Origin of the sequence: Thioalkalivibrio sp. ALE19 (assembly GCF_000428605.1) — a bacterium.
Lineage (GTDB): Bacteria > Pseudomonadota > Gammaproteobacteria > Ectothiorhodospirales > Ectothiorhodospiraceae > Thioalkalivibrio.
The window spans coordinates 67,430-89,021 of the sequence record NZ_AUAG01000014.1; the positions used below are offsets into that span (position 1 = coordinate 67,430).

At 67.0% G+C, this 21,592-nt stretch carries 27 protein-coding genes; 23 read left to right on the top strand and 4 right to left on the bottom strand.

What is annotated here, in order from left to right:
- Window positions 1-14 precede the first annotated feature (14 nt).
- The 3 genes from rsgA to F787_RS0107345 are packed head-to-tail and all read right to left on the bottom strand — an operon-like array spanning window position 15 to window position 1,619.
- Window positions 15-947, bottom strand: coding sequence for a ribosome small subunit-dependent GTPase A (rsgA, locus tag F787_RS0107335; protein WP_081694107.1), 933 nt, complete (start codon window positions 945-947; stop codon window positions 15-17).
- Window positions 948-965: 18 nt separating this feature from the next.
- Window positions 966-1,301, bottom strand: coding sequence for a 4a-hydroxytetrahydrobiopterin dehydratase (locus F787_RS0107340; protein ID WP_018947019.1), 336 nt, complete (start codon window positions 1,299-1,301; stop codon window positions 966-968).
- 9 nt (window positions 1,302-1,310) lie between these two features.
- Entirely contained in the window at window positions 1,311-1,619 is a 309-nt protein-coding gene (locus F787_RS0107345; RefSeq protein ID WP_019021916.1) for a cytochrome c, read from the bottom strand.
- A gap of 131 nt (window positions 1,620-1,750) precedes the next feature.
- Here F787_RS0107345 and orn point away from each other — a divergent pair, with 131 nt between their 5' ends.
- Window positions 1,751-2,320 (top strand): oligoribonuclease, encoded by a 570-nt coding sequence (gene orn, locus F787_RS0107350; protein WP_018870160.1) that lies wholly within the window; start codon window positions 1,751-1,753, stop codon window positions 2,318-2,320.
- Here the strand turns inward: orn and nadB are convergent.
- Window positions 2,287-3,936 (bottom strand): L-aspartate oxidase, encoded by a 1,650-nt coding sequence (gene nadB, locus F787_RS0107355; RefSeq protein WP_028491785.1) that lies wholly within the window; start codon window positions 3,934-3,936, stop codon window positions 2,287-2,289. The two genes, orn and nadB, sit on opposite strands and share 34 nt — an antisense overlap.
- Before the next feature lie 144 nt (window positions 3,937-4,080).
- On the opposite strand from nadB, the gene rpoE reads away from it, so the two are divergent.
- The 22 genes from rpoE to F787_RS0107465 all read left to right on the top strand — a co-directional run bounded on the left by rpoE (window position 4,081) and on the right by F787_RS0107465 (window position 21,583).
- Window positions 4,081-4,659, top strand: a complete 579-nt coding sequence (gene rpoE / locus F787_RS0107360; protein WP_018870158.1) for an RNA polymerase sigma factor RpoE — start codon at window positions 4,081-4,083, stop codon at window positions 4,657-4,659.
- Between the two features lie 14 nt (window positions 4,660-4,673).
- Entirely contained in the window at window positions 4,674-5,279 is a 606-nt protein-coding gene (locus tag F787_RS0107365) for a sigma-E factor negative regulatory protein (protein WP_018870157.1), read from the top strand.
- A 3-nt stretch (window positions 5,280-5,282) separates the two neighbouring features.
- Window positions 5,283-6,278: a MucB/RseB C-terminal domain-containing protein gene (locus tag F787_RS0107370; RefSeq protein ID WP_018870156.1), complete on the top strand. Its 996-nt coding sequence runs from the start codon at window positions 5,283-5,285 to the stop codon at window positions 6,276-6,278.
- A gap of 5 nt (window positions 6,279-6,283) precedes the next feature.
- Window positions 6,284-6,763: a SoxR reducing system RseC family protein gene (locus F787_RS0107375; RefSeq protein ID WP_028491787.1), complete on the top strand. Its 480-nt coding sequence runs from the start codon at window positions 6,284-6,286 to the stop codon at window positions 6,761-6,763.
- 82 nt (window positions 6,764-6,845) lie between these two features.
- Window positions 6,846-8,267: a DegQ family serine endoprotease gene (locus tag F787_RS0107380; protein ID WP_018870154.1), complete on the top strand. Its 1,422-nt coding sequence runs from the start codon at window positions 6,846-6,848 to the stop codon at window positions 8,265-8,267.
- Between the two features lie 58 nt (window positions 8,268-8,325).
- The gene (locus tag F787_RS0107385) at window positions 8,326-8,565 is read left to right on the top strand and encodes a glutaredoxin family protein (protein WP_018870153.1); all 240 of its coding nucleotides are present in this window, start codon (window positions 8,326-8,328) and stop codon (window positions 8,563-8,565) included.
- On the top strand, window positions 8,562-10,364 hold the full coding sequence (gene lepA / locus F787_RS0107390; RefSeq protein ID WP_018870152.1) for a translation elongation factor 4: 1,803 nt from the start codon (window positions 8,562-8,564) through the stop codon (window positions 10,362-10,364). Before F787_RS0107385 ends, lepA begins: the two co-directional genes overlap by 4 nt.
- A 47-nt stretch (window positions 10,365-10,411) precedes the next feature.
- A complete protein-coding gene (lepB, locus tag F787_RS0107395) occupies window positions 10,412-11,182 on the top strand; it encodes a signal peptidase I (RefSeq protein WP_028491788.1) in 771 nt (256 codons plus the stop codon).
- Window positions 11,183-11,224: 42 nt separating this feature from the next.
- Window positions 11,225-11,581 carry a DUF4845 domain-containing protein gene (locus F787_RS0107400; protein WP_018870150.1) on the top strand — a complete coding sequence of 119 codons (357 nt, stop codon included), beginning with the start codon at window positions 11,225-11,227 and terminating at the stop codon, window positions 11,579-11,581.
- A gap of 41 nt (window positions 11,582-11,622) precedes the next feature.
- Complete coding sequence (gene rnc, locus F787_RS0107405) at window positions 11,623-12,303, top strand: ribonuclease III (protein WP_018870149.1); 681 nt, start codon at window positions 11,623-11,625, stop codon at window positions 12,301-12,303.
- On the top strand, window positions 12,300-13,220 hold the full coding sequence (gene era / locus F787_RS0107410) for a GTPase Era (protein ID WP_028491789.1): 921 nt from the start codon (window positions 12,300-12,302) through the stop codon (window positions 13,218-13,220). The genes rnc and era overlap by 4 nt, the downstream gene beginning before the upstream one ends.
- A gap of 16 nt (window positions 13,221-13,236) precedes the next feature.
- A complete protein-coding gene (locus F787_RS0107415; RefSeq protein WP_019569769.1) occupies window positions 13,237-13,896 on the top strand; it encodes a DNA repair protein RecO in 660 nt (219 codons plus the stop codon).
- Window positions 13,897-13,912: 16 nt separating this feature from the next.
- Window positions 13,913-14,689, top strand: coding sequence for a pyridoxine 5'-phosphate synthase (locus F787_RS0107420; protein ID WP_028491790.1), 777 nt, complete (start codon window positions 13,913-13,915; stop codon window positions 14,687-14,689).
- A gap of 19 nt (window positions 14,690-14,708) precedes the next feature.
- Window positions 14,709-15,086, top strand: coding sequence for a holo-ACP synthase (acpS, locus tag F787_RS0107425; protein WP_018947034.1), 378 nt, complete (start codon window positions 14,709-14,711; stop codon window positions 15,084-15,086).
- A gap of 47 nt (window positions 15,087-15,133) precedes the next feature.
- Window positions 15,134-15,541, top strand: a complete 408-nt coding sequence (locus F787_RS0107430; protein ID WP_028491791.1) for a nucleotidyltransferase domain-containing protein — start codon at window positions 15,134-15,136, stop codon at window positions 15,539-15,541.
- A complete protein-coding gene (locus F787_RS0107435) occupies window positions 15,541-15,960 on the top strand; it encodes a DUF86 domain-containing protein (protein WP_018870143.1) in 420 nt (139 codons plus the stop codon). Before F787_RS0107430 ends, F787_RS0107435 begins: the two co-directional genes overlap by 1 nt.
- Before the next feature lie 368 nt (window positions 15,961-16,328).
- Window positions 16,329-17,777: a Fe-S cluster assembly protein SufB gene (gene sufB / locus F787_RS0107440; protein ID WP_018870142.1), complete on the top strand. Its 1,449-nt coding sequence runs from the start codon at window positions 16,329-16,331 to the stop codon at window positions 17,775-17,777.
- 51 nt (window positions 17,778-17,828) lie between these two features.
- Window positions 17,829-18,251: a SufE family protein gene (locus tag F787_RS0107445; RefSeq protein ID WP_019589665.1), complete on the top strand. Its 423-nt coding sequence runs from the start codon at window positions 17,829-17,831 to the stop codon at window positions 18,249-18,251.
- Window positions 18,252-18,602: 351 nt separating this feature from the next.
- Window positions 18,603-19,352, top strand: a complete 750-nt coding sequence (gene sufC, locus F787_RS0107450) for a Fe-S cluster assembly ATPase SufC (RefSeq protein WP_018870140.1) — start codon at window positions 18,603-18,605, stop codon at window positions 19,350-19,352.
- Window positions 19,349-20,689 carry a Fe-S cluster assembly protein SufD gene (gene sufD / locus F787_RS0107455; protein ID WP_028491792.1) on the top strand — a complete coding sequence of 447 codons (1,341 nt, stop codon included), beginning with the start codon at window positions 19,349-19,351 and terminating at the stop codon, window positions 20,687-20,689. The genes sufC and sufD overlap by 4 nt, the downstream gene beginning before the upstream one ends.
- A 28-nt stretch (window positions 20,690-20,717) precedes the next feature.
- On the top strand, window positions 20,718-21,263 hold the full coding sequence (gene sufT, locus F787_RS0107460) for a putative Fe-S cluster assembly protein SufT (RefSeq protein WP_018870138.1): 546 nt from the start codon (window positions 20,718-20,720) through the stop codon (window positions 21,261-21,263).
- On the top strand, window positions 21,263-21,583 hold the full coding sequence (locus F787_RS0107465; protein WP_018870137.1) for a non-heme iron oxygenase ferredoxin subunit: 321 nt from the start codon (window positions 21,263-21,265) through the stop codon (window positions 21,581-21,583). Before sufT ends, F787_RS0107465 begins: the two co-directional genes overlap by 1 nt.
- The last annotated feature ends 9 nt before the right edge of the window (window positions 21,584-21,592 follow it).

The following is a 21,592-nucleotide window of genomic DNA, read 5'->3' on the forward strand; positions in this document are numbered from 1 at the left end:
GGGCGCTGCCGGGCTCAGTCCCGGCGCCGGGTCTCCGCTCGCAGTTCCTGCCAGGCCTCCAGCCGTTCCTGCGGCAGCTCGCCGGCGGCGACCGCCGCTCTCACCGCACACCCCGGTTCGGCCGCGTGCCGGCAGTCGCGAAAGCGGCATTCCCGGGCCCGTTCGGCGATGTCAGGGAAGCCGCGCTCGAGCGTGTCGGCGTCGTCCAGCTCCGGCGTGAAGTCGCGCACCCCGGGGGAATCGATCCATGCGCCATCCCCCGCCAGCGGATACCAGCGCGCCGTGGTCGTGGTGTGGCGCCCTTCGCCGGTCTGCCCCAGGGTCGCGGTTTGCAGGGCCTGTTCCGGCGCGTTGCCGGTGCGGCGCAGCAATGCATCGATCAGCGATGACTTGCCGGTGCCGGACTGGCCGACCAGGATGTTGCTGCCCCCCTCGGCGGCCGCCGCCAGGGCGTCCAGCCCGGTACCTTCGTGCACGCTGACCGGCAGGGCGTGCAGGCCCAGATGGCCGTACTGCCGGTCCAGGCGCTGCGCCCCGCCGGGATCCAGCTCGCATTTGTTGAACAGCAGCCGGGGTTCGGCCGGCAGGTTGTGGATCGCCACCAGGAAGCGGTCGATCAGGAAACGCGCCGGTGCCGGCTCGGCCGCCACCACGATCCAGACCCGGTCCACTTCGGCGGCGATGGTCTTGCGGCGGCCGTAACCGTCGCGCCGCACCAGTGCATTGCGGCGCGGTTCGCGGCGCAGGATGCGGTGGCCGTCGGTTTCCACGCGGTCCCCGCAGACCAGATCCCCCGTGCGGCGCTGCAGCTGCACGCGATGCAGATGGCCGTCCTCGTCGAGGAGGTCGGCCCTCTGGTTGAGGCGGGCGGCAACCCGCGCGCGGGCGGGCAGGGGATCCGCGGTCGTGGGGACCGCGGATCCCGGGTTCCGGGCGGACCGGCTCATGCAGGCTGCATCGACGGGTCAGTCGAACAGCGCATCCACGCGCGCGGCGCAGATGAAATCGTTTTCGGTCAGTCCGCCCACCGCGTGGGTGGAGAATTGGACCCGGCAACGGTTGAAGCCGACTTCCATGTCGGGATGGTGATCCTCGACATGGGCGATCCAGGCCACCGCGTTCACGAAGGCCATGGTCTCGTGGAAATTGCGGAAGCGGAACTCGCGCCGGATGTCCTTCGTGTCGCCGCCCAGTTCCCAGGATTCGTGCAGCTGGCCCAGGGCCCGGGTCGCCTCCTCGGCCGGCATCGGGTCGGTAAAGCCTTCGCAGGCCTGGCAGTGGCGGGTCTTCAGATCGCTCATGGGTGCTCGTCAGTCGAAGTTGTAGTATTCATCGTTGAGGTAGGCCACGATGGCTTCGATCTCGTCATCGAAGAAGGCGGTGCCGATGTTGGCGTCGCAGCGCCGGACCATCGATACGAGTTCATCATGATCGCCGACCATGCGGTCGTCACGGGTGTACATCCCGGAGCCGTCGCCGCCGTGCATGTCGGCGTGGCAGCTGACGCAGTTGTTCTCGTGCAGATCCTGGCCCATCCGGATTTCGTCGTTCGCCTGCGCGGTGGCGGTCATGCCGCCGGCCAGCGCCAGGGCGGCCAGAGAGGTGGTGAGGTGTCGCATGGGGCCCTCCTTCTTCGTGGATGCCGGTCTTGTTCGTTGCTCGATGCGACGGGCCCCCGGGGCCCGTCCCCATGATGATAGACTGCATCGCGCCATCATAGGGCACGACCGGGTGCCGCAGAGGAGAGACAATGACGGCGAGTGCGGAAAATCTGATCTGGATCGACCTGGAAATGACCGGCCTGGAGCCGGAAACCGACCGGATCATCGAAGTGGCGACCATCGTAACCGACAAGCACCTCGAGATCCTGGCCGAGGGCCCGGTGGTCGCGGTGTTCCAGTCGCCGGCGGTGCTGGACGGGCTGGACGCCTGGAACCAGCGCACGCACGGCGAATCCGGCCTGCTGGATCGCGTGCGCCACAGCGACCACGACGAGGCCGCCGCGGAGCGCGAGACGCTGGCGTTTCTGGAGAAGTGGGTGCCGAAGGGGCAGTCGCCGATGTGCGGCAATTCCATCTGTCAGGATCGACGTTTCCTGGCGCGCAACATGCCGGAGCTGGAGGCCTGGTTCCACTATCGCAATCTCGACGTGTCCACGCTCAAGGAACTGGCGCGGCGCTGGGCGCCGGACGTGCTCCAGGGGCTGTCGAAGAACGCGTCGCATCAGGCCCTGCAGGACATCCGCGACTCGATCGACGAATTGCGGCACTATCGCGAAAAGTTCATTCAGCTCCCGCCGGCGGCGCGCCCCGCCAGCTGACCGGCAGCCGAGGGCGGCACCAGCACGGTGGGGGTGCCGTCCAGTTCCGGATCGCGTTCGGGGTAATCCAGCAGGTAATGCAGGCCGCGGCTCTCGCGCCGGGCCAGCGCGCTCTGCACGATGATCTCCGCCACCATGCCCAGGTTGCGCAGCTCGATCAGGTCGGGCGAGATCCGGTAGTGGCTGTAATATTCGTGGATTTCTTCCTGCAGGATGCGGATGCGCCGCTGCGCGCGCTGCAACCGGCGGCGGGTGCGCACGATCCCGACGTAGTCCCACATCAGCCGGCGCAGTTCGTCCCAGTCGTGCGCCACCACCACTTCCTCTTCCGACTCGGTCACCCGGGATTCGTCCCAGGCCGCCGGGACCGGCAGGGCCTCGGGGGCGGGCAGATCGGTCTGCGACAGGATGTGCTCGGCTGCGGCGCGGGCGTAGACCAGGCATTCCAGCAGCGAGTTGCTGGCCATGCGGTTGGCCCCGTGCAGCCCGGTGCAGGAGACCTCGCCGGCGGCGTAAAGCCCCGGCAGGTCGGTCTGCCCGAAGGGGTTCACCACCACCCCGCCGCAGGTGTAGTGCGCGGCCGGCACCACCGGCAACGGCTCGCGCGTCATGTCGAAGCCGTATTCCAGGCAGCGTTCGTGAATGGTGGGGAAGTGTTCGCGGATGAAATCCGCCGGCTTGTGGCTGATGTCGAGATAGACATGGTCGATCCCGAGACGCTTCATCTCGTGGTCCACCGCGCGCGCCACGATGTCGCGCGGGGCCAGCTCGCCACGCTCGTCGAAGCGCGGCATGAAGCGTTCGCCGTCGGGCAGCTTGAGCAGTCCGCCTTCGCCGCGGACCGCCTCGGAGATCAGGAACGACTTGGCCTGCGGGTGGTACAGGCAGGTCGGATGGAACTGCATGAATTCCATGTTCGCGACCCGGCACCCCGCCCGCCAGGCCATCGCAATCCCGTCGCCGGTGGCGCCGTCGGGATTGGAGCTGTACAGATAGACCCGGCTGGCGCCTCCGGTGGCCATGATCACCGTGGGGGCCATGATCGTCTGTACCTCGCGGGTCGCGGTGTCCTGGACATAGGCCCCGACCACGCGGCGCACGCCGTCCACCCGCGAGGTGATCAGATCCACCGCCACATGGCGTTCGAGTACGTCGATGCTGGCGGTGTCGCCGGTGCTGCGCACCAGCGCGTCCTCGATCGCGCGGCCGGTGGCATCGGCGGCATGTGCCACGCGGCGGGCGCTGTGCCCGCCCTCGCGCGTCAGATGCAGCCGGCTGCGGCCCTCGAAGGATTCGCGCGTGAACGGCACCCCGAGGTTGAGCAGCCACTGGATCGCCTCGGGCCCGGCCGCGACGGTGCGGCGCACCGCGTCCGCATCGCACAGCCCGGCACCGGCGTCGATGGTGTCGTCGATGTGGGCGTCGAAGGAATCCTGGCGGTCGAGCACTGCCGAGATGCCGCCCTGGGCATAGCGGGTCGAGCCCTCGTCCACCGGGCCCTTGCTGAGGACCACGACTCGGCGATGCGGGGCGAGATGCAGGGCCGCGCTCAGTCCGGCCGCACCGCTGCCGATTACCAGCACGTCGGCTTTGCGGGCTTGTTGTGCTGTATCCATGCGTCAGGTAACGTTTTGCGCTTGTTGCGCAATGGCCGGGAAGCCGGGAGCAATCCCCGGCGAGCGGGTTTCGAACTTCATGCAGGTCAGGCGGTCCATGAACCCTAGAATACTGGAGACGAGTCGCCGAACGGGAGTCCCCGGATGAGCGAGAAGGCTTCCGACGAGGCCCTGGTTCGGCGTGTCCAGAATGGCGAGAAAGAGGCCTTCGATATCCTGGTCCTGAAGTATCAGCACAAGATCGTGAATCTTGTCGGCCGCTATGTGCACGACCACGCCACGGCCCTGGACATCGCCCAGGAAGCCTTCATCAAGGCCTATCGCGGACTCGCGAACTTTCGCGGCGAAAGTGCGTTCTACACCTGGCTGTACCGGATCGCCATCAACACCGCCAAGAATCATCTCGTCTCCCAGGGGCGGCGCCGGCCCGAATCCGAGGTCGATGCGCAGGATGCCGAACAAATGGGGGGCGATTCCGCTCTCAAGGATAATGCAACCCCCGAGGGGGAAGCGCTGTCGCAGGAGATAGAGGCGGCCGTCCAGCGCACGATCGACGAGCTGCCGGACGATTTGCGGACCGCGATCACTCTGCGCGAGATCGAAGGTCTGAGCTACGAGGAAATCGCGCAGACCATGGGATGTCCGATCGGCACGGTCCGGTCGCGCATCTTCCGGGCGCGCGAGGCCATCGACGAGACCTTGCGACCATTGTTGAACGACTGAATGAGCATGATCGTATGAGTGAACAAGTCAGCAAGACGGAGCGTCTCTCGGCCCTGGTGGACGACGAGACCGAGGCGTTCGAGACGCGTCGCCTGGTGGACGAGCTGCTGCAGTCGGAAGAAGATCGCAAGCAATGGGAACGCTATCACCTGATCGGGGACTCGCTGCGCGGCGGGATGCGCATGACCGCGCCTCCGGATCTGCTTGAGGGGGTGCGCGAACAACTGGCCGAGGAAGAGCCGCTGCATGTCGAACCGGAGCACTCCGGGGTCGATCGGGCCACCCGTTCGCGCTGGTTCCGGCCGGTGGCCGGCACCGGAGTGGCGGCGGCCGTTGCGGTGGTGACCCTGGTGGGCATGCAGATGATGGGCACCGGTCAGCCCGGCGGCGACGCAACGCCCGGCATGGCCGCGGGCGAGTCCGCTCCGGCCGAAGTGCAGACGGCCCGCACGCCCGCGGGCAGCGAGGAGGCGGCCAGCGGCGCCGGCATGCCCGACGCGGACGAGCCGGGCGAGGAGCTGGACCCGCGCTTCGTGCGTTATTTCGAGAACCACGCCGACCTGACCGGTCCCGGCTCCGCTGCCTTCGGGCGGGTACGTTATTCGGTTGGCGAAGAGTAAACCATGATGCGCGGAGGTCTGCCCTGGGTGCTGGCGGCTTCCGTCGCCCTGCTCCCGCTGCCGGTGATCGCCAGTGATCCCGGCCCCGCCGAGTGGCTGGAACGCATGTCCGCGAGCGTGCACTCGGAAAGTTACCGCGGGACATTCGTCCTGCAGCGCAAGGATCGCCTCGATACGGTGCGCGTGATCCACGCCATCGAGGACGGAGGTTATCGCGAACGGCTGCATACCCTCAGCGGCCGCGAGCGCGAGGTCGTGCGCTCGGTGGATCGCCTCAGTGCCCAGTCCGGGACCGGGGCCGCCTCCGGCGGGCAGGCCGCCGAAGCCGGATCGGCCCCGCGCTGGCCGGTGAGTTCCCCGGTTCACCTGCTGGCGGAACACGACGGCTATTCCCTCAAGGATCAGGGTCGCAGCCGCGTGGCCGGACATGCCTGCCGCATGCTGCTGGCCCGCGCCAGTGACCTGCTGCGCTACAGCCACCGCTACTGCCTGCACGAAGACACCGGCCTGCCGCTGCTCAGCGAGCTCTATTCCGGGAGCGGCCAGCTGCTCGAACGGCTGGCGTTTACCGATCTCGAACTGCTGGACCGCGTGCCGGACGCCGCCCTCGAGCCGGTCAGTGAAGACGCCGACCGCATCGAGGTGCGTGCCGAGCGCGGACACCTGCGCCCGGACCCCGACGGCCGGGACTGGGGCTTCAGTGAACTGCCGTCGGGTTTCCGCCTGGTGGTGGCGCGCGAACGCAGCAGCGATGATCCGGAACAGCCCGGCCGCTATTTCGTGGTCAGCGATGGCCTGGCTTCGGTCTCGGTGTACGTCGAGCCGGTGGAAGGCGAGCGCCGGTTCGAGGGCGCGACCCGCGCCGGTGCCACGCACGCGGTGGCCCGGGTCGAGGGCGATTATCAGATCACCGCCGTCGGCGACGTGCCCCGCGAGACCGTGGAGCGCCTCGCCGCGGCCATGCATCCGCCGCAGCCCGACGGGGACCGGCGTGAGTGACTGGCATGAGTGACTGGATCGAGGAACAGGGTGAAGTTCTCGACGTGGACGGGCACACCGCCCGCGTGCGCATCCAGCGCCGGTCCACCTGTGGCAGCTGCTCCGCGCGCAGCGGTTGCGGCAGCGGGGTCCTGTCGGACGTCCTCGGGCGCAAGCCCATCGAAGTCCGGGTCGGCCATTCCGGCGACCTGCAGGCCGGCGATACCGTCACCCTCGGCGTACGCGACACCGCGCTGGTCGCGGGTGCGCTGATGATGTACCTGCTGCCGCTGGCCGGCCTGATTGGCGTGCCCGCGCTGGGCATGGCCCTGTTCCCCGGTGCCGGCGAGGGCGTGCTGCTGCTGGCGGGCCTCGGTGGCCTCGGGGCGGGCCTGCTGGGGGTGCGTCGCTGGATGCGCCAGCGCGATGCCGCGTTCCGTCCGGTGGTGCTCGCGCGCCAGCCGGGCAGCGGCATCGCGCGGCCGGTCGCCACCCGCGCCGGCTGAACCTGTCGCGGCCCGCGGGGAACTTGCGCGCCTTCGCGACGTCCAGAGGCATGTCCGTTCAAGCTTCCCGGAGAGGGATTCAATGATGCTGAAACCGATGCAATGGGCGCTGGTCGCCCTGGTCTTTCTGGCCCTGTCCCTGCCCGCTTCGGCGCGGCATCTGCCCGATTTCGTGCCGCTGGCGGAAGAACACAGCCCGGCGGTGGTGAACATCTCGGCCACCCGCACCAGCGAGGTGCCCGAACACGGCGGCATGCGCCAGTTCGAAGGGACTCCGTTCGAGGACCTGTTCGAGCGTTTCTTCGGCGAGCCCCCGGGTTCCGGTGGCGACCCGCGCCAGCGCGAGCGTGATTCGCTCGGCTCCGGCTTCATCTACAGCGAAGACGGCTACATCGTGACCGCCAACCACGTGGTCGAGGGTGCCTCGGAGATCGTGGTCCACCTGTCCGACCGGCGCGTGTTCAATGCCGAGGTCGTCGGTACCGACCCGCAGAGCGACGTGGCCCTGCTGAAGATCGACGCCGAGGACCTGCCCACGCTGGAGCTGGGTTCCTCCGAGGAGCTCCGGGTCGGGGAATGGGTCCTGGCGATCGGCTCGCCGTTCGGCTTTGACCACTCGGTCACCGCCGGGATCGTCAGCGCCAAGGGGCGCAGCCTGCCGAGCGAGAACTACGTACCCTTCATCCAGACCGACGTGGCCATCAACCCGGGCAACTCCGGTGGTCCGCTGATGAATCTCGACGGCAAGGTGATCGGGATCAATGCCCAGATCTACAGCCGTACCGGCGGGTTCATGGGTCTGTCGTTTGCGGTCCCCATCGAAGTGGTGGGCGACGTGGTGACCCAGCTGCGTGAACACGGCGAAGTGACCCGCGGATGGCTGGGTGTGCTGATCCAGGAGGTTACCCGGGATCTGGCCGAGTCGTTCGATATGGACAAGCCCTCCGGTGCCCTGGTCGCCCGAGTGCAGGCGGACAGTCCCGCGGAGAAGGCGGGGTTCGAGGCCGGTGACGTGATCCTGCGCTTCAATGGCCTGGACGTGCCGAATTCCAGCGCGCTGCCGCCGATTGTCGGCCGCACGCCGGTGGGCAGCGAGGTCGAGGTGGACATCCGGCGCGGCTCCGAGGACAAGACCCTCGAGGTCACCATCGAGGCGCTGCCCGAGGACGTCGCCGAACGCCGGTCGGCCCCGGCCCAGCCGGAGGAGGCCCGGCCCGAGCCGCAGAGCCTGCTGGGCATGCGCCTCGAGCCGCTGGACGCCGAAACGCGCGAGGAGCTCGGCGTCGACAACGGCCTGGTGGTGCTGGAGGTCGAGGACAACCCCGCCCGCAGCGCCGGCGTGCGGCCGGGCGACGTGATCGTGCAGTTCGCGCGGCAGCCGGTGGGTTCGCTGGAAGAACTGGAAGAACGCATCGAGCAGGCCGGCCCCGGCACGACCGTCCCGGTGCTGATCCAGCGTGGTGGCAACCCCACCTTCATCGCCCTGCGCATTCCGCAGGACTGACGGGGCCGCCGGCCGGCCCCGGGTGTCGGGGCCGGGTTTCGGGGCCGGTGCATCGCACATGACGCAACTGACGGTGTACCATCGCGAAGGCTGCGGGCTCTGCGAGCATATGCTCGCAGAGCTTTTTGCTTTGCAAAGCCGTTATACTTTTACGCTCGACGTCGTCGACATCGACGAGGACCCGGACCTGCGGGAACGCTACAACACCAAGGTGCCGGTTCTTGCCGTCGACGGCGACATTCTCTGCTGCCACTTTCTTGACCGAGAGGCACTGCTGGACCTGCTGGGGCCCGCATGAGTGATACCCGTCTGACCCGTAACTTTTCCATCATCGCCCACATCGACCACGGCAAGTCGACCCTTGCGGACCGCCTGATCCAGGGCTGCCGCGGGCTGACCGAGCGCGAGATGTCGGAGCAGGTGCTGGACTCCATGGATCTCGAACGCGAGCGCGGGATTACCATTAAGGCGCAGAGCGTGTCGCTGTACTACGACGCCAACGACGGCCAGCGCTACCAGCTGAACTTCATCGACACCCCGGGCCACGTGGATTTCTCCTACGAGGTCTCGCGCTCGCTGTACGCCTGCGAGGGCGCGCTGCTGGTGGTGGATGCCTCCCAGGGCGTGGAGGCGCAGAGCGTGGCCAACTGCTACACCGCCATCGACCAGGGTCTGGAGGTCGTGCCGGTGCTCAACAAGATCGACCTGCCTGCGGCCGAACCCGACCGCGTGGCCGACGAGATCGAGGACGTGATCGGGATCGAGGCCACCGACGCCCTGCGGGTGTCGGCCAAGACCGGCGAGGGCATCAGCGAGCTGCTGGAGGAGCTGGTGCGGCGCATCCCGCCGCCGCAGGGCGATTCGGAGGCCCCGCTGAAGGCGCTGATCATCGACTCGTGGTACGACAACTACCTGGGCGTGGTGGCCCTGGTGCGGGTCAAGGCCGGGCGCCTGCATGCCGGCCAGAAGATCAAGGCGATGGCGGTGGAGCGCCCGCACGAGGTCAATCGGGTGGGGGTGTTCACGCCCAAGCCGGTGGATCGCGAGTATCTGGACGTCGGCGAGGTGGGCTACATGATCGCCACCATCAAGGACATCTCCGGGGCCAAGGTCGGTGACACGATCACCGACTTCAACAACCCGGCGGACGAGCCGATCCCCGGGTTCCAGGAAATCCAGCCGCGGGTATTCGCCGGTCTGTTCCCGGTCTCCGCGGACGACTTCAACGACCTGCGCGACGCGCTCGACAAGCTGCGCCTGAACGATGCCGCGCTGTCATTCGAGCCGGAGACCTCGGCGGCCCTGGGCTTCGGCTTTCGCTGCGGCTTCCTCGGCATGCTGCACATGGAGATCGTGCAGGAACGCCTGGAGCGTGAATACGGCCTGGACCTGATCAATACCGCGCCCACCGTGGTCTACGAGGTGGAAAAGAACGACGGCAGCGTGGTGCCCGTGCACAACCCTTCGGAGCTGCCGCCGAACAACGAGGTCGCCGAGATCCGCGAGCCGGTCATCGAGGCGAATATCCTCGTGCCGCAGGAGTACGTCGGCGCGGTCATGACCCTGTGCGTCGAAAAGCGCGGGGTGCAGACCCGCATGGCCTATCACGGGCGTCAGGTGCAGCTGTCCTACGAACTGCCGATGGCCGAGGTCATGCTGGACTTCTTCGACCGGCTCAAGTCCGCGACCCGCGGCTATGCCTCGTTCGACTACCACCCGCTGCGTTTCCAGGCAGCCCCGCTGGTGCGGGTCGACATCCTGATCAACGGCGACCGGGTGGATGCGCTTTCGGCGATCGTGCATCGCGACCAAGCCGAATCGCGTGGACGCGAGATCACCGAGCGCATGGCGAAGATCATCCCGCGGCAGATGTACGAGGTGGCCATCCAGGCGGCGATCGGCTCCAAGATCATCGCGCGTTCGACGGTCAAGGCGATGCGCAAGAACGTGCTCGCCAAGTGCTACGGCGGGGACGTGAGCCGCAAACGCAAGCTGCTGGAGAAACAGAAGGAAGGCAAGAAGCGGATGAAGTCCATCGGCAAGGTGGACGTTCCGCAGGAGGCCTTTCTCGCGGTACTCTCGGTGGACGAGAAATGACGGGAACCACCGGGCCGTCGGGCCGGTAGCGGGGGCAGGGAAACAGCATGGCGAATCTGGAACTGATCCTGGTCGTGGCGACCGCGGTAACCGGCCTGATCTGGCTGGTATGGGCGGTGCTGCGCCGACGGCTGAGCCCCGAGCGCCGGGCGAAGATGCCCTGGTATGTGGACTACTCGCGCTCGTTCTTCCCGATCCTGCTGATCGTGCTGGTCCTGCGCTCGTTCGTTGCCGAACCGTTCCGCATCCCCTCGGGCTCCATGATGCCGACCCTGCTGGTGGGCGATTTCATCATGGTGAACAAGTTTTCCTATGCCGTACGCCTGCCGGTCACGCGCACCAAGATCCTCGACACCGGGGCCCCGGAACGCGGCGAGGTCGCGGTATTCAAGTATCCGCGCAATCCGGCCGAGGACTACATCAAGCGCGTCGTGGGGCTTCCCGGTGACGAGATCGAGTTCCGCGACCGCGTGCTGTACGTCAACGGCGAGCCGCAGCCGGCCGAAGAGGTCGGTACCTTCGACGGCGAGGGCTCCGGTGCGGTGATGTCCGGTGCCACGCTGTTCGAGGAGACCATGGGCGACCGGACGTACAACACCCTGATGCGCGAGGACCGCCCGGCCGCGGAAGGGCGGGTGGTCGTGCCGGACGGGCATTACTTCATGGTCGGGGACAATCGCGACAACTCCAACGACAGCCGGTCGTGGGGCTTCGTGTCCGAGGAGCTGCTGGTGGGGCGTGCGCTCTTCATCTGGCTGCACTGGGATTACAATGGTAGTCATATGGACTTTTCCCGCATCGGGCAGGCCATACGCTGATACATGACAGGGACGGGGGTAACCATGCAATCGAAGACCAGAATGAAGGGCGCCGGGGCCACCACCATCATGGCCATGATCTTCCTGGCCCTGATCGTGCTCACCTTCGTGATCCAGATGGGTACGCAGTACACCCAGTATCTGACGGTGCGCTCGATCATGCAGGACGTGGCGGAGCAGCCGGGCGCGGCGGACAAGAGCGAAGACGAACTGTGGAGCGAGGTCCGCCGGCGCTTTCAGCTGAACACGGTGCCGGACGAGATCGAGGAAGAGCACTTCTCGGTCGGCGAAGGTGACGAGGGTCCGGCGATGAACATCGACTACGAGATCCGGCGCGGCTTTCTGGGCAACATCGACATCGTTGCACAGTTCTCCTATTCCGCGACCCTGGCGGACTGACGAGATGAGATCGGGACGCGAACGGAAGGATCCAGACGTGCATGGCTGAACGGGATTTTCGAACCTTGCTGCCCGAGGCGGTGCGGGACGGTGAAGGCATGCGCCAGGCGCTGACCCATCGCAGTGCCGGCGGGCGCAACAACGAGCGCCTGGAATTCCTCGGTGACGCGGTACTCGGCCTGGTGGTTGCCGATGCCCTGTACGAGCGGCTGCCGGACTCGCCCGAGGGAGACCTGACCCGGCTGCGGGCCGCGCTGGTGAATCGCGAATCGCTGGCGGCCCTGGCGCGCGAGACCGGTCTGGAAGGCATGCTCAATCTGGGCCAGGGCGAGCGCAAGAGCGGCGGGCAGCGGCGCGACTCCATTCTTGCCGATGCGGTCGAGGCCCTGATCGGGCTCACCTATCGCGAGGCGGGCTTCGACGCCGCGCGCGACTTCACGCTCGCGCTCTATGCCGAGCGTCTGGAAAACCTCCCCGCAGCGGAGACCCTGAAGGACCCGAAGACCCGGCTGCAGGAGAAACTGCAGGGTCGCAACGCGGAGCTTCCGGTCTACGAGGTGCTGGAGGTCTCCGGACCCGACCATCAGCGCCATTTCACCGTGGCCGTGCATCTGCCCACTCAGGGCTGGGGACAGCACGGACGCGGTTCCAGCCGCCGCCGGGCCGAACAGGCCGCGGCCGAAGCGGCCCTCCACCGGCTCCAGCAGACCCAGGAACAATGAACACACCCGAGAACGAGGCAGGCGACGGCACGCGCTGCGGGCTGGTCGCCCTGATCGGCCGTCCGAACGTCGGCAAGACCACCCTGATGAATCGCCTGGTGGGCGAGAAGCTGGCGGCCACCACCCGCCGGCCGCACACCACGCGCAACCGCATCCTCGGCATCGTCACCGAGGGTGACGACCAGATCGTGCTGATGGATACCCCCGGGATCGATCAGCAGCGCACCAAACTGGTGAACCAGGTGCTCAACCGCACCGCCAGCCAGGCCCTGTCGGATGCCGACCTGATCTGCTTCCTGACCGAGGCGGGCCGCTTCGGCGAGGCGGACGAACGCATCGAGGAGGCGGTACGTCAGTCCGGGCGGCCGGCCCTGCTGGTGATCAACAAGGTCGACCGGCAGAAGAACAAGGAAGAGCTGCTGCCGTTCATCGAACAGCGCATGGCCGCGTTTCCGTATGCCGGGGTGGTACCCATCGGCGCACGGCGGGGCACCAACCTGCCGGGGCTGATCGAGGAGATCCGCAACCACCTGCCGGAGGGCCCGTTCCTGTACGACCCGGACCAGCTCTCCGACCGCCCGGAGCGTTTTCGCGCCGAGGAGATGATCCGCGAGGCGATGCTGGAACAGCTGGGCGAGGAGGTGCCCTACTCGGTCGCCGTGCGCGTCGAGAACTGGGAAGATGCCCCGCGCACCGCTCATATCGACGCGGTGATCCTGGTCGAGCGCGACAGCCAGAAGGGCATCGTCATCGGCAAGGGCGGGCGCCGGCTCAAGCAGATCGGTCAGGCCTCGCGCCACCAGCTCGAATCGCTGCTGGAGCGCAAGGTGATGCTCAACCTCACCGTGCGCGTCGAGGCGGACTGGTCGCGCAGCCCGCGGGCGCTGCGCGAGCTCGGGATCGAGGAACCGCGGTAGCCACCGGATTCCGTACATGAGCAGCGCCGCCAGCGAGGTCACCCCGGGCGTGGTCCTGCATGCGCGTCCGCTGCGCGAGAACAGCCGCGTGGTGGAGCTGGTCACCGAGCGGGCGGGGCGCGTTGCCGCGGTGGCGCGCGGGCGCGCCGGCAGCGTGCGCCCGTTCGTCCTGCTGGATCTCGCCTGGCGCGGGCGCGGGGAACTGCCCTCGCTCAGCGTGGCCGAGGAACGCCGGGTATACCCGCTGACCGGTCGCCGGCTGGTCTGCGGCCTGTATCTGAATGAACTGGTGCTGCGCCTGTTCCCGCGCGACGCCCCGCTGGAGGACACCCTGCAGACCCTGACCGGGGCCTACACCGAGCTTGCCGGCGAGCGGCCCGCGGACCGCATTCTGCGCCGCGCCGAGTGGCAGCTGCTGGGGGGGCTGGATTCCGGTCTCGCGTTCATCGACCCGGATGATCTCGAGCCGGAAGCCTGGTATCGCTACGAACCGGAACACGGCCTGCACGACGTGCCTGCCCGCACCGCCGGCGCCGTGCCCGGCGCCGCGCTGCAGGCACTGGCCAGCGGCCGGGACGTCCCGGATAATCTCGCCCGGGCCAGCCGCGACTTCATGCGCGCGCTGATCGACGCCCATCTCGACGGCCGGCCGCTGCAAACCCGCGGTCTGCTCTGAACAGGAAACCGATACCATGACCGACGCCGCATCCGTTCCCGCGCTCAAGCTGGGGGTCAACCTCGACCACATCGCGACCATCCGCCAGGCGCGGCACACGCCGTACCCGGACCTGATGCAGGCGGTGCGCCTGGCCGAGGCCAGCGGGGCCGACTCCATTACCCTGCATCTGCGCGAGGACCGCCGGCACATCCAGGACGACGACGTGTTCGGCATCAAGCCGCGCCTGACCGTGCCCATGAACCTGGAGATGGCCGCCACCGACGGGATGCAGACGATCGCCCTGGACCTGCGGCCGGAATACTGCTGCATCGTCCCCGAGCGCCGCGAGGAACTGACCACCGAGGGCGGACTGGATGCCGTCGGCCAGCGCGAACGGCTGACCGCCTTCGTCGGCCCGCTGCGCGAGGCCGGCATCGCCGTGTCGCTGTTCGTCGAGCCCGACGTGCGGCAGCTGGAGGCCGCGGTTGCCATTGGCGCCCCGGTGGTGGAACTGCACACCGGGGCCTATGCCAACGCCACCGATGCCGACGAACGCGAGCGGCTGCTGACGCAGATCAACGAGGCGGCCGAGGCCGGGCGGCAGATGGGGCTGGTGATCAACGCCGGCCACGGCCTGGACTACGACAACGTGCGCGCGATCGCCGCCAACCCGGTGTTCAACGAACTCAACATCGGCCACTCGATCGTTGCCCGCGCGCTGTTCACCGGGCTGCCGGAGGCGGTCAGCCACATGCGTGGCCTGATGGACGCCGCGCGCGAGGGCGCGCCGGTCGGCCAGTACCCGGTGTGACCCGGGCGAGGGCTTCGGCGTGATCCTCGGGATCGGCACCGACCTGGTGCAGGTGGCGCGCATGCAGGCGCTGTGGACGCGCCACGGCGAACGTTTCGCCGAACGTATCCTGCACCCGGTGGAACGCGCCGATCTCCCCGCACAGGATCCGGCCGGCTTCCTCGCGCGGCGCTTCGCCGCCAAGGAGGCCCTGTCCAAGGCGCTGGGCTGCGGCGTCGGCGCCGGCATGGCCCTGGTCGACGCCGGCGTCACCCACGATGCCCGCGGCCGCCCGGAATTCGTGCTGGAAGGCCGCGCCCGCGCCACCGCCGAACGCCTCGGCGCCGGCCCCGTCCACCTCAGCATCTCCGACGAACGCGACTACGCCCAGGCCTTCGTCATCATCGAACGCGCCTGAGCCTGCCCGGCGTTGCACGCTCCTGCGTGGAGCCGGATACTCGAGGCATGATTCTCGAGATGAGCGACAGTCCGCTGGCGACACTCCTGCGCACCCGGCTTGCGGAGCAGGACGCGGTGATCGCGGCCTATCTGTTTGGCAGCCATGCGCGGGGGGAGGCCGGCCCCGACAGCGACATCGACCTCGCGGTTCTCACGCCGGAGCCGATGTCCCGCTCGCTGCTCGATCCACTGGCGCGCCTGGAAATGGATCTGTCGGACACGCTGGGCCGCCGGGTCGATCTGGTCGACCTGCATTCCGCTCCGCCGGATCTCGTGCACCGGATCCTGCGCGACGGCCATCTGCTGCTGGACCGCGACCCGGATCGCCGCGCCGTGTTCGAGGTGGCGGCGCGCAACGCCTATTTCGACGTCCTCCCCTATCTGCAGGAATACCGCCGCGGAGCACGGGCTTGATGGATCGGGCGCTGGTCGAGAAGAAGCTGGCGTTCATCCGCACGTGTGTACGCGAGCTGGAGGAGCTGGCGGACCCGACGCGCCTGGACACGGACGTGCGCGAACGGCGGTTCGTGGAACATACCCTGCAGCTGGCGATCCAGGCGGCCCTGGATGTGGCGTCCCACTGGGTTTCGGCGCGCAGGCTCGGGGAGCCCGAAAGCAACCGCGATCTGTTTCTCAGGTTACAGGGCGAAGGGATGGTCTCCGCCAAACTGGCCGAAACTCTGGCGGCGATGGCGGGGTTTCGCAATATTCTGGTCCATGGTTACCAGAACGTGGATCCCGCCCGGGTTCGGGAGATCCTGGAGCATCACCTGCCGGACCTCCAAGAGTTCGTCGACGCGGTGTTCGCCGCCCTGGAAGAACCCCCGCGCTAGCCGAAGTCGCGGGAGCGGGTGACCTGCCCGGTCGGATCATCGGCGCTCGCCCGGCATGCGTCCGACCCGCATGCCGCGGTGTGCCGTCAGGTCGGTGACGCAGCCTCTCTCCCCCCAGGCACTTCCCCCTCCGCCCCACAAGCACATGACTTCCCGCGGGGCTTGTATCAATGCTCGGTATAATCCTTATTGAATTACTCAGGAATTCTCTTATCGTCGGAACCGAAGACAGAGGGCGGAGGTGACCCCCTGATTCAGGCGACGACGGGTTGTAACGCCAATCCCGGTCGGCGTCTCGGGAGCGCGGGCTGCAACCGGATCCTGCTCTGCCCTCGCGTGAGTTCAACCGCACAACCGAGGCAAGGCTTATGTCGACCCAGCCGAAGGACATCGAGCAACTCGTCAAGGGCGAGTACAAGTGGGGCTTCTCCACCGATATCGAGCAGGACATCCTGCCCCCGGGATTGAACGAAGACGTCATTCGGGCGATCTCGCGCAAGAAGCAGGAACCCGAGTTCATGCTCGAATGGCGGCTTGCGGCCTACCGCGACTGGCTCCAGATGCGCGAACCGACCTGGGCGCATGTGCATTATCCGAAGATCGATTTCCAGGCGATTTCCTATTTCGCGGCGCCGAAGTCGAAGGACGATGCACCGCAGAGTCTGGACGAGGTCGACCCCAAGCTGCTGGAAACCTACGAGAAGCTCGGCATCCCGCTGGACGAACGGGCGCGCCTGGCCGGCGTCGCGGTGGATGCGGTGTTCGACAGCGTGTCGGTGACCACCACGTTCAAGGAAAAACTGGCGGATGCCGGCGTGATCTTCTGTTCCTTCTCCGAGGCGCTGCAGGAATACCCGGAACTGGTCGAGCGTTACCTCGGCTCCGTGGTGCCGCGCAATGACAACTATTTCGCCGCCCTGAACTCGGCGGTGTTCTCCGACGGCTCGTTCGTGTACGTGCCGAAGGGCGTGCGCTGCCCGATGGAGCTGTCGACCTACTTCCGCATCAATGCGATGGACACGGGCCAGTTCGAGCGCACCCTCATCATCGCCGAGGAGGGTTCGCACGTGAGCTACCTCGAGGGCTGCACGGCGCCCCAGCGTGACGAGAACCAGCTGCACGCCGCAGTGGTCGAGCTGGTCGCCGAGGCGGATGCGGAGATCAAGTACTCCACCGTGCAGAACTGGTTCCCGGGCGACGAAGAAGGCAAGGGCGGCATCTACAACTTCGTCACCAAGCGCGGCGAGTGCCGCGGTGACAACAGCAAGATCGCCTGGACCCAGGTCGAGGCGGGGTCCGCCATCACCTGGAAGTATCCGAGCTGCGTGCTCAAGGGCGACAACTCGGTCGGCGAGTTCTACTCGGTGGCCGTGGGCAACAATTTCCAGCAGATCGACAGCGGCACGAAGATGATCCACGTGGGGCGCAATACCCGCAGCACGATCATTTCCAAGGGCATTTCCGCCGGCCGCGCCAACAACGCCTACCGCGGCCTGGTCCGCATGACCCCCGGGGCCGAGAACGCCCGCAACTACACCCAGTGCGACTCCTTGCTGCTCGGGGAGACCTGCGGCGCGCACACCTATCCGTACATCGAGGCCAAAAACCCGAGCTCGAACATCGAACACGAGGCGACGACCTCCACGGTCAGCGACGATCAGATCTTCTACCTCAAGCAGCGCGGTCTGTCCGAGGAGGATGCCGTCAACATGATCGTGAACGGTTTCTGCAAGGAGGTCTTCGGCGAGCTGCCCATGGAATTCGCCACCGAGGCCGAGGCCCTGCTGAGCGTTTCTCTGGAAGGGGCGGTCGGCTAGCCGCTGTCCCGGCAGCCCGTTCGCACACGCGTCCGACAAGAGGGGTCCGATATGAACAAGCAAGAACTGTTAAGCGCATTCGAGATGATGCCGGACTGGGATGACCGCTTCCGCATGATCGAGGATCTGGGACGCCAGATGCCGACCCTGCCGGAGGAGGCGCTCACGGAGGAGAACCGCGTCAAGGACTGCAACACGCAGGCGTGGCTGATCGCCCATCTGGACGACCAGGAGCCCCCGCGGCTGGTGCTGGAGGCGGACGCGGAGACCTCCATGGTGCGGGGCCTGATGGCCCTGATGCTGCTGCCGTTCCGGGACAAGACGCCGGAGGAAGTCCTGAACACCGACCCGTATGAACTGCTGGGCGAGGTCGGCATGGACGAAGCCCTCAGCCCGACCCGGCGCGCCGGCATGGAGGCGCTCATGCTCCGGGTCAAGGAGCTGGCCCTCGAGCATGCCCGGACGAATGCCTAGGGAAACACTGATCCATGTACACGCTCGCGCTCGAGTCGCTTTTGCGTGCGAACAAGGCGCGGTGACCGCCGTGCAGTCATTCTGCACAAGGGAGCCGCAACGCCGTGCGCGCGCCCGTTTTTGATCAACAACGGGCGGCCGAGCCCCTGCATTCAATAACTTGTGGGGGGTTGTCACGCCAGGTTCCCCGATCCTGCGTTGCGGCCCTTGCCGGTAGAACCACTACCGGCTGCGCACCGCGCCTTGTCTCGGAAAACCTGGCGTGACAACGCGAGTGTGTACATTGATCCGTGTTTCCCTAGGGCGCGCCAAACCGACACTGAATTTCCAGGTACCCGGAGGACAACGCACATGCTGAAGATCAACGACCTGCATGCATCGATTGACGACAAGGAGATCCTCAGGGGGATCGACCTCGAGGTAAAACCGGGCGAGGTCCACGCCATCATGGGACCCAACGGCTCCGGCAAGAGCACCCTGTGCCAGGTGCTGGGCGGCCGCGACGGTTATGAAGCCACGTCGGGGTCGGTCACCTATCAGGATCAGGACCTGCTGGCGATGGAACCCGAGATCCGCGCCCGCGAAGGGATGCTGCTGGGCTTTCAGTACCCGGTGGAGATCCCCGGCGTCAAGAACATCTATCTGCTCAAGGAAGCCTACAACGCTCAGCGCAAGCACCGCGGCGAACCCGAGGCGGACACCTTCCAGTTCCTGACCCTGGTGCGGGAAAAGATGCAGATGATGCAGATGGACGAAAGCTTCCTGCATCGCGCGATCAATTCCGGATTCTCCGGGGGCGAGAAGAAACGCAACGAGATCCTCCAGATGCTGGTGCTGGAGCCGCACCTGGCCCTGCTGGACGAGACCGACTCCGGGCTGGACATCGACGCCCTGAAGATCGTGGCGGAAGGGGTGAACCACCTGCGTTCGGCGGACCGGGCGATCGTGCTGGTGACCCATTACCAGCGCCTGCTGAGCCACATCGAGCCGGACTACGTCCATGTGCTGTCCGGCGGCCGGATCATCAAGTCCGGTGACAAGACGCTGGCCCAGGAGCTCGAGCGCGAAGGCTACCAGGGGATCATCAAGGAGGCCGCATGAGCGCGAACGCACTGGATACCCATTACATCGGGCAGCTCGAGCAGCTGCAGGGAGCGTTGAGTGCGGATCTGCCGCCGTGGCTCGCGCAGCAACGGCGGGCGGCGGCCGAGCGGTTCGCGGAGTCCGGCTTCCCCGACCCGCGTGCCGAGGAATGGAAATACACCAACGTTCGCCCGATCGCCAACAAGCCGTTCTCGGTTGCCAGCGAATGCGGGCTGCTTGACGCCGCGACACTCGAGGAGCATGCCTTAGGCGAGCTCGAGCCCTGGCGCCTGGTGTTCGAGAACGGGTTCCTGCGCGACGACCTGTCGCGACTCGACGGACTGGCTCGAGGGGTCCGCATCGACGGCCTGAATACGGCGATCCGGGAGGGGGCGACCATCCCGGAACAGTGTCTGGACGGGCTTGCCCACGACCAGTACTCGTCGTTTGCGACGCTGAATACCGCGTTCCTGACCGACGGGGCCGTGATCCACCTGGAGCCCGGTGTGGTGCTGGAGCGCCCGATCCACCTGGTGTTCTACGGAACCCCGTCCAGTGAGAATGTCTGGTGCCACCCCCGGGTTCTCGTTGTGGGCGAGTCCGGTTGTGAGGCCACCATCATCGAGCACTACGTGGACGGGGAAGGGGCGCGCAGTTTCACCAACACGGTTACCGAGATCGAGGCCCATGCCGGGGCTCACCTGCACCACTATCTGGTGCAGGAGCATGCGGATACCGCCTATCACGTCGGCAATGTCTTCGTCCGCCAGCGGCGCGACAGTGTGGTGACCTCGCACAACGTGAATCTGGGCGGGCGCCTGGTGCGGCACGACCTGAACGTGGACCTGGTGGAGCCCGGCGCCGAGACCCATCTCAATGGCCTGTTCCTGGTCGGTGACCGGCAGCATGTGGATACCCACACGCGGGTCCACCACGCGGTCCCGCATACCACCAGCCGCGAGCAGTATCGGGGTATCGCGCAGGGCCGGGGCCGCGGGGTATTCAAGGGGCGTGTACTGATCCGTGAAGGGGCCCAGAAGACCGCCGCGGAGCAGCACAGCGCCAATCTCCTGCTGTCGCCCAAGGCGGAGATCGACGCCAAGCCGGAGCTGGAGATCTACGCGGACGACGTGAAGGCGGCGCACGGCGCCACCGTCGGCCAGCTCGATCCCGATGCGCTGTATTACCTCGCCAGTCGTGGCATCGGGCCGGAGATCGCCCGGGGCATGCTGGTCTACGCCTTTGCCGAAGAAGTGCTGGAGCCGATGAAACTGGATCCGGTCCGGGCGGTGGTGGAGAACCGGCTCGCGCAGCGTCTCCCGGAGGCCGTGCCCGCCACTCTTGCACAAGCGTGATGACACCCGAACATTCGGAGGAATGACGATGGCGTCTCAGGAAATCGTGAAACTGGAGCGGGACACGCTGGCGGTTGCGGTGCCATCGGGCCAGAAGGTGATGATCGGAGAAGGCAGCCAGGTGGCCCTGATGCAGGCGCTCGGCGGCTCCTTCACCGTGACCGCGCAGGGGCGGATGTTCCGCATCAGTGGTGAAGACGCGGATGCACTGGGCAAAACGCCGCCACCGCCGCCGCAACTGCCCGAAAATGCCTCGGACGAAGATGTCGAGCAGCTGGTGTGGGAGCAGATGAGGACCTGCTACGACCCGGAGATCCCCATCAACATCGTGGAACTGGGGCTGATCTACTCCTGCACGGTGGAGAAAGAGGAAGACGGCTCGCGCTCCGTGTGGGTCGAGATGACGCTGACCGCACCCGGCTGCGGGATGGGGGACACGCTGGCCAACGATGTATGGCAGCGGATCATGGAGGTTCCCACCGTCGAGCAGGCGGGGGTCGAGATGGTGTTTGATCCACCGTGGGATGCCTCGCGGATGAGCGAGGCCGCGCGTCTCGAAACGGGGATGTTCTGATGGAAGACTGGGCCGATGTAGCCGCCGTGGACGACATCCCCCCGGGCGAGCGCCGGGTGGTGGAGGTCGACGACGTCCCGATCGCGGTCTTCAACCTGGAGGGGACCTTCTACGCCATCGAGGACCTGTGTTCGCACGAGGAATATCCGATCGCCGAGGGTGAGTTGCGTGATGACCGACTGGTTTGTCCGCACCACGGTGCCGAGTTCTGTCTGCGCGACGGCAGTGCACTCACCGCCCCGGCGGTGGAGCCACTTACCTGTTTCCCGGTGCGCGTCCGCGACGGGCGCGTCGAGGTCCGTGACGACCGCTGGGATTGACCCGTTTCA

Excerpts from the sequence above, each read along its gene's own strand:
- F787_RS0107380 (WP_018870154.1), top strand. The coding sequence starts at position 6,846 with ATGATGCTGAAACCGATGCAATGGGCGCTGGTCGCCCTGGTCTTTCTG.
- nadB (WP_028491785.1), bottom strand. The coding sequence starts at position 3,936 with ATGGATACAGCACAACAAGCCCGCAAAGCCGACGTGCTGGTAATCGGC.
- sufT (WP_018870138.1), top strand. The coding sequence starts at position 20,718 with ATGGCGTCTCAGGAAATCGTGAAACTGGAGCGGGACACGCTGGCGGTT.
- F787_RS0107345 (WP_019021916.1), bottom strand. The coding sequence starts at position 1,619 with ATGCGACACCTCACCACCTCTCTGGCCGCCCTGGCGCTGGCCGGCGGC.
- F787_RS0107415 (WP_019569769.1), top strand. The coding sequence starts at position 13,237 with ATGAGCAGCGCCGCCAGCGAGGTCACCCCGGGCGTGGTCCTGCATGCG.
- F787_RS0107435 (WP_018870143.1), top strand. The coding sequence starts at position 15,541 with ATGGATCGGGCGCTGGTCGAGAAGAAGCTGGCGTTCATCCGCACGTGT.
- F787_RS0107340 (WP_018947019.1), bottom strand. The coding sequence starts at position 1,301 with ATGAGCGATCTGAAGACCCGCCACTGCCAGGCCTGCGAAGGCTTTACC.
- F787_RS0107420 (WP_028491790.1), top strand. The coding sequence starts at position 13,913 with ATGACCGACGCCGCATCCGTTCCCGCGCTCAAGCTGGGGGTCAACCTC.
- F787_RS0107430 (WP_028491791.1), top strand. The coding sequence starts at position 15,134 with ATGATTCTCGAGATGAGCGACAGTCCGCTGGCGACACTCCTGCGCACC.
- rsgA (WP_081694107.1), bottom strand. The coding sequence starts at position 947 with ATGAGCCGGTCCGCCCGGAACCCGGGATCCGCGGTCCCCACGACCGCG.
- F787_RS0107375 (WP_028491787.1), top strand. The coding sequence starts at position 6,284 with ATGAGTGACTGGATCGAGGAACAGGGTGAAGTTCTCGACGTGGACGGG.
- sufB (WP_018870142.1), top strand. The coding sequence starts at position 16,329 with ATGTCGACCCAGCCGAAGGACATCGAGCAACTCGTCAAGGGCGAGTAC.
- F787_RS0107370 (WP_018870156.1), top strand. The coding sequence starts at position 5,283 with ATGATGCGCGGAGGTCTGCCCTGGGTGCTGGCGGCTTCCGTCGCCCTG.
- F787_RS0107385 (WP_018870153.1), top strand. The coding sequence starts at position 8,326 with ATGACGCAACTGACGGTGTACCATCGCGAAGGCTGCGGGCTCTGCGAG.
- lepB (WP_028491788.1), top strand. The coding sequence starts at position 10,412 with ATGGCGAATCTGGAACTGATCCTGGTCGTGGCGACCGCGGTAACCGGC.
- F787_RS0107445 (WP_019589665.1), top strand. The coding sequence starts at position 17,829 with ATGAACAAGCAAGAACTGTTAAGCGCATTCGAGATGATGCCGGACTGG.
- F787_RS0107365 (WP_018870157.1), top strand. The coding sequence starts at position 4,674 with ATGAGTGAACAAGTCAGCAAGACGGAGCGTCTCTCGGCCCTGGTGGAC.
- lepA (WP_018870152.1), top strand. The coding sequence starts at position 8,562 with ATGAGTGATACCCGTCTGACCCGTAACTTTTCCATCATCGCCCACATC.
- rpoE (WP_018870158.1), top strand. The coding sequence starts at position 4,081 with ATGAGCGAGAAGGCTTCCGACGAGGCCCTGGTTCGGCGTGTCCAGAAT.
- orn (WP_018870160.1), top strand. The coding sequence starts at position 1,751 with ATGACGGCGAGTGCGGAAAATCTGATCTGGATCGACCTGGAAATGACC.
- rnc (WP_018870149.1), top strand. The coding sequence starts at position 11,623 with ATGGCTGAACGGGATTTTCGAACCTTGCTGCCCGAGGCGGTGCGGGAC.
- era (WP_028491789.1), top strand. The coding sequence starts at position 12,300 with ATGAACACACCCGAGAACGAGGCAGGCGACGGCACGCGCTGCGGGCTG.
- sufC (WP_018870140.1), top strand. The coding sequence starts at position 18,603 with ATGCTGAAGATCAACGACCTGCATGCATCGATTGACGACAAGGAGATC.
- sufD (WP_028491792.1), top strand. The coding sequence starts at position 19,349 with ATGAGCGCGAACGCACTGGATACCCATTACATCGGGCAGCTCGAGCAG.
- F787_RS0107400 (WP_018870150.1), top strand. The coding sequence starts at position 11,225 with ATGAAGGGCGCCGGGGCCACCACCATCATGGCCATGATCTTCCTGGCC.
- F787_RS0107465 (WP_018870137.1), top strand. The coding sequence starts at position 21,263 with ATGGAAGACTGGGCCGATGTAGCCGCCGTGGACGACATCCCCCCGGGC.